Raw genomic sequence first — 4995 nt, forward strand, 5'->3', positions numbered from 1 at the left:
GATGGCGGCAGCCACGATGACCAGCTGCCAGCCCCAGAAGGTGAAGGCTGCCAGCTTGGGCAGGAACAGGCGCGTCTGGCAGGTGCGCTGCACCACCCAGTAGCTGGTGGCGAACAGGCCGCAGCCGCCGAAGGCGAAGATCACTGCGTTGGTGTGCAGCGGACGCAGGCGCCCGTAGCTCAGCCACGGGATGCCGAAGTTCAGCTCAGGCCAGGTCAGCTGGGCGGCGATGAACACGCCCACCAGCATGCCGACCACCCCCCACACGACCGACATGATCGTGAATTGGCGCACGACGGTGTCGTCGTAATGCGCTACTTTCGCTTGTGCAGTTTCCATCGGAGACCTCTTGTAATTGCGTCGAAATTTTTAACCGTGCTTCAAGTAGGGTATTTGACCGGCATCAACCATCCCTCAGGATGCGCTCGCCTTCCTGGTCGACATCCTCGAATTGCCCCCGATAGACCGCCCACCACAGCCCGGCCAGCACGAACAGCACGAGCACCACGGACAGGGGGATGAGCAGGTAAAGAATATCCATCTCAGGCAGCCTCCAGAGCAGCTCCGGCCACGGCTGGCGCCGCGGCGTCAACGGGTTCGGCGTCATCGCGCGCCAGCCGGGCCGCGTTCAGCACCACCAGCAACGAGCTGACCGCCATGCCCAGGCCCGCCGCCCAGGCTGGCATGTAGCCGGCAAAGGCCAGCGGCACGCCCAGGGCATTGTAGCCGGCGGCCCACCACAGGTTCTGGCGGACGATGCGCAAGGTGCGGCGCGCCAGCAGCACAGTCTGCGTGACCAACCCGAGATTGTCGCCCATAACCACGAGGTCGGACTTTGATTGGGCCAGCGGCACGGCGCGCCCGAAGGCGAAGGAGACGTGCGCCCCAGCCAGCACCGGACCATCGTTCAGCCCATCCCCGACCATGGCGACGCGCCTGCCCTGCTCCTGCAGGGTCTGCAGGTGCGCCAGCTTGTCCTGCGGCGTGCAGTCGCCCCGGGCAGTGTCGATGCCGGCGCGCGCCGCCACCTGCCGGGCCGCCGCGCTGCGGTCGCCCGACAGCAGCTCGGTGCGGATGCCGGCCTCGTGCAGGGCCCGGATGGCCGCTGCCGCCTCGGGGCGCAACTCCTCGGCCAGGGAAAACCGCGCAAGCTCGCGGACCTCGCCCTCGCATTCGAGCGACAGCACCGCACGCTGCCCGCCTTCGGCCGCGGGCTCGATCCGCGCATGGGCGGCCGAGCCCAGCCGCAAGGTGCCGGCGCCGCCCTCGGGCAGCCGCACCGGCGCCAGCATCCCAGCGCCGCTGAGTTCCTGGACCTCGCCCACTTCCCAGCCTGCAGGCGTGGTCGCGCCTTCCTCCTGCGCCTGCGCTGCCAGCGCGCGCGAGACCGGGTGCAGCGAATGGCGCGCCAGCGCCGCCGCCAGCCCCAGTGCTTCGGAAGGAGCGCCCCATGCTCCCGGCGCAGCCACCACCTCCAGCACCGCCAGGCCGTCGCGCGTGAGCGTGCCGGTCTTGTCGAAGACCACCGTGTCGACCGAGGCCAGCGTCTCCAGGGCCTGCAGGTTGCGCACCAGCACGCCGCGGCGCGCGAGCGTGCCGGCGCTGGTGAGCATGGCCACCGGCGTGGCCAGCGAGAGCGCGCAGGGGCAGGTCACGATCAGCACCGAGACCGCCACCATCAGGGCGCGCCCGGGATCCGTCGGCCACCACAGGACGATGGCCAGGCCGGCCGCCAGCAACACCGCCACCAGGAAGGGCCGGGCGATGCGATCGGCCAGCTGCGCCAGGCGGGGCTTTTGCAGCGAGGCACTTTCCATCAGGGCGACGATCTCGCCGAAGCGCGTCTGCGCACCCACCGCCTCGACGCGCACCAGCACGGCCGAGCGCAGGTTGTAGCTGCCGGCCGTCACCGCCGCCCCGGCCGGCTTGTCCACCGGCGTGGACTCCCCCGTGAGCAGCGCCTCGTCGGCCTGCGTGCTTCCTTCGAGGATGCACCCATCGGCCGGAAAGGCCTCGCCCGGCAGCACCCGCACCACATCCCCCACCCGCAGGCGGCGCGTGGCGACCCGCTCGAAGCTGCCGTCCGCGCCGCGCCGCTCGACGCTGTCGGGCAGCCGGTTCATGACCGCTTCCAGGGCGCCGGCCGTGTGGTCGCGCAGGCGCAATTCGAGCCAGCGGCCGGTCAGCAGAAAGAACACGAACATGGTCAGCGAGTCGTAATAGACCTCGTGACCGAAAGGCCCGGTCGGGTCGAAGGTGCCGGCCATGCTCACGCCGAAGGCGATCAGCATCCCGGCCGCCACGGGCAGATCCATGCTGACCCGGCGCTGGCGGATGTCGCGCAGCGCGCTTGTGAAGAACGGGCCACAGGAGAACAGCACCACCGGCAGGCTGATGACCCACGAGGCCCAGCGCAGCAGCTGCTCCATCTCCAGCGTCAGGTCGCCCGGCATGGCCCGGTACGAAGGCCACGCATACATCATGACCTGCATCATGCAAAAACCCGCCACCAGCCAGCGCCACAGCGCGCGGCGGTGCTCATTGCGGCGGCGCTCGCGCGAGAGCGCGTCCATGGCCGGCAGGGCGCGGTAGCCGGCACGCTCGACGGCCCGCATCCAGCCGGAGGGGCGCACCGCGCGCGGCTCCCAGACCACGCGCGCGCGGCGGGTCGCGGCGCTGACATTGGCCTCGCGCACCCCCGGAACGCGCCGCAGCGCCTCCTCGATGGTGAGCGCGCAGGCGGCGCAGTGCATCCCGTCCAGAACCACATGCGATTCCCAGACGCTGTCCTCGGGAGCAGGCGCGGGAGTGCCCACCGGCCGCCCGAAGGCCCACCACTCCTGGGGCTCGTCCAGCAGGGCCAGCCCGTCGCCGGAGACAGGCGCGGCCGCACCCGCGCCAGGCAGGCTGAACGCTCCCGCGGGCGCGAACGGGCCGGACGGAGGATGTGACATAGGGTTGATACTAGCCTGAGCGCGATAGCCGGGCGTTGACCTGGGTCAAGACTTGCGGGGCGAAAGCTGGCCTATGCTGGAGGCTGGGAAGCCCCTTTCGGCCGCGCTTCCGACCGAACCGCCATCGCCCCCAGACAAGCAACCAGCGAGGAGCCCATGTACCAACGCATCCTGATCGCCACCGACGGCTCCGACCTGTCGGAGAAGGCCGTGCACGACGGCCTGGAACTGGCCCGCCTGTGCGGCGCCTCGGTGGTGGCCCTGAAGGTGGTGCCGCGCTACCCGCGCAGCTATTTCGAGGGCGGCGCGGCCGTCGATCCGGCCGAGGTCAAGCGCATCGAGGCGCAGTGGAGCGAGGCCGCGCAAGGCCTGGTGAACGAAGTCAAGCAGCGCGGCAAGGCGGCCGGCGTGGCGGTCAAGGCGGTGGTGGTCAAGTCCGACCTGATCGCCGAGGCTATCCTGGCCGCGGCGAAGAAGCACGAGTGCGACCTGATCGTCATGGCCTCGCACGGGCGCAAGGGCCTCAAGCGCCTGCTGCTGGGCAGCGAGACGCAGCACGTGCTGACGCACTCGCACATCCCGGTGCTGGTGCTGCGCTGAACCTCGGGGGTCGCGCCGCGCTGCCGACGCGCGCCTTCAGGCAAACAGCTGCCGGTGCTGCTCGCGCAGCAGGTTCTTCTGCACCTTGCCCATGGTGTTCCTCGGCAGCTCGGCAGCGATGAAGCAGCGCTTGGGCACCTTGTAGCCGGCCAGCCGCTGCTTCAGCGCTGCCAGCAGCTCCTCGGCGTCGGGCCGCGCGCCCGCCCGCGGCACCACGATCGCCACGCCCACCTCGCCGAAGTCCGGGTGCGGCACGCCCACGACGGCACTCTCCTGCACCCCCGGCAACGCGTTGAGCACGCCCTCGATCTCGGCGGGATAGACGTTGTAGCCACCGCTGATGATCAAGTCCTTGTTGCGCCCGACGATGCTGACGTAGCCGTCCGCATCGCACAGCCCCACGTCGCCGGTGCGAAACCACCCGTCGGGCGTGAATTCCTCGCGCGTCTTCTCGGGCATGCGCCAGTAGCCGGCGAACACGCTCGGGCCACGCACCTGGATGTGGCCGATCGCGCCGGCGGCGCAGGGCGCGTCCTGGCTGTCCACCACCCGCAGCTGCACCCCCGGCAGCGGAAAGCCCACGGTGCCGGCGCGGCGCTCGGCCCGCCCGCCGTAGCGCGCGTCCGGCTGGTAGGGGTTGGAGGTGAGCATGATGGTCTCGCTCATGCCGTAGCGCTCCAGGATGGTGTGGCCGGTGCGTTCCTGCCACGCGCGGAAGGTCTCGGCCAGCAGCGGCGCCGAGCCGGAGATGAAGAGCCGCATGTGTGCCGTCGCCTCGCGCGTCAGGCGCGGATCGGCCAGCATGCGCACGTACAGCGTCGGCACCCCCATGAACACCGTGGCGCGGGCAAAGGCCTCGATGGCCGCCTGCGGCTCGAACTTCGACAGCCAGACCATCCGGCTGCCGCTGATCAGTGCGCCGTGGATGGCGACGAACAGGCCATGCACGTGGAAGATCGGCAGCGCATGGACGAGCACGTCCCCGCCCTGCTCCGGCGTCCGCCAGCCCCAGTAGTCGCGCAGCACCAGCGCATTGGACAGCAGGTTGCCGTGGCTGAGCATGGCGCCCTTGCTGCGCCCGGTGGTGCCGCTGGTGTAGACGATCGCGGCCAGGTCCTGCGCCGTGCGGGCCACCGGCGCCTGCGCGTCGCCGAAGTGCGCGGCGCGCTCGAGCAGGCTGCCCGTGCGGTCCTCGGACAGGGTGAAGACGTGGCGCGTGCCGCGCTGGAAGGCGATGCGCGAGACCTGCCCGAAATGGCTGGGCGTGCACACCACGACGGCAGGCTCGGCGTCCTCGATGAAGTATTCGACCTCGGCGCTGCGGTAGGCCGTGTTGAGCGGCAGGAACACGTGGCCGGCGCGCAGCGTCGCCAGGTACAGCAGCATCGCCTCGACCGATTTTTCCACCTGCACGGCGATGCGGCTGGCCGGCGGCAGGCCG

Annotated in this window: 5 protein-coding genes; 1 reads left to right on the plus strand and 4 read right to left on the minus strand. The window is 70.6% G+C overall.

All coding sequences use genetic code 11. From position 1 onward, the window contains the following. The 3 genes from A612_RS05655 to A612_RS05665 all read right to left on the minus strand — a co-directional run. Positions 1–339, minus strand: a 339-nt coding sequence (locus tag A612_RS05655; RefSeq protein WP_040436186.1) for a cbb3-type cytochrome c oxidase subunit I, incomplete at its 3' end; no start/stop codon positions are given. Between the two features lie 64 nt (positions 340–403). Then, on the minus strand, positions 404–541 hold the full coding sequence (gene ccoS / locus A612_RS05660; RefSeq protein WP_019373560.1) for a cbb3-type cytochrome oxidase assembly protein CcoS: 138 nt from the start codon (positions 539–541) through the stop codon (positions 404–406). A gap of 1 nt (position 542) precedes the next feature. After that, positions 543–2954, minus strand: coding sequence for a heavy metal translocating P-type ATPase (locus tag A612_RS05665; protein WP_051001451.1), 2412 nt, complete (start codon positions 2952–2954; stop codon positions 543–545). 156 nt (positions 2955–3110) lie between these two features. On the opposite strand from A612_RS05665, the gene A612_RS05670 reads away from it, so the two are divergent. Next, positions 3111–3554, plus strand: a complete 444-nt coding sequence (locus A612_RS05670; protein WP_019373562.1) for a universal stress protein — start codon at positions 3111–3113, stop codon at positions 3552–3554. A gap of 36 nt (positions 3555–3590) precedes the next feature. Here A612_RS05670 and A612_RS05675 read toward each other — a convergent pair. Continuing rightward, on the minus strand, positions 3591–4995 hold a 1405-nt coding region (locus A612_RS05675), incomplete at its 5' end, for a malonate--CoA ligase (protein WP_019373563.1).

It is taken from the genome of Melaminivora alkalimesophila, from assembly GCF_000282995.1.
GTDB classification, from domain to species: Bacteria; Pseudomonadota; Gammaproteobacteria; order Burkholderiales; family Burkholderiaceae_C; genus Melaminivora; species Melaminivora alkalimesophila.

What these genes read in the sequence shown, in the direction of transcription:
- ccoS (WP_019373560.1), bottom strand. Translation starts at nt 541, where the DNA reads ATGGATATTCTTTACCTGCTCATCCCCCTGTCCGTGGTGCTCGTGCTG.
- A612_RS05665 (WP_051001451.1), bottom strand. Translation starts at nt 2,954, where the DNA reads ATGTCACATCCTCCGTCCGGCCCGTTCGCGCCCGCGGGAGCGTTCAGC.
- A612_RS05670 (WP_019373562.1), top strand. Translation starts at nt 3,111, where the DNA reads ATGTACCAACGCATCCTGATCGCCACCGACGGCTCCGACCTGTCGGAG.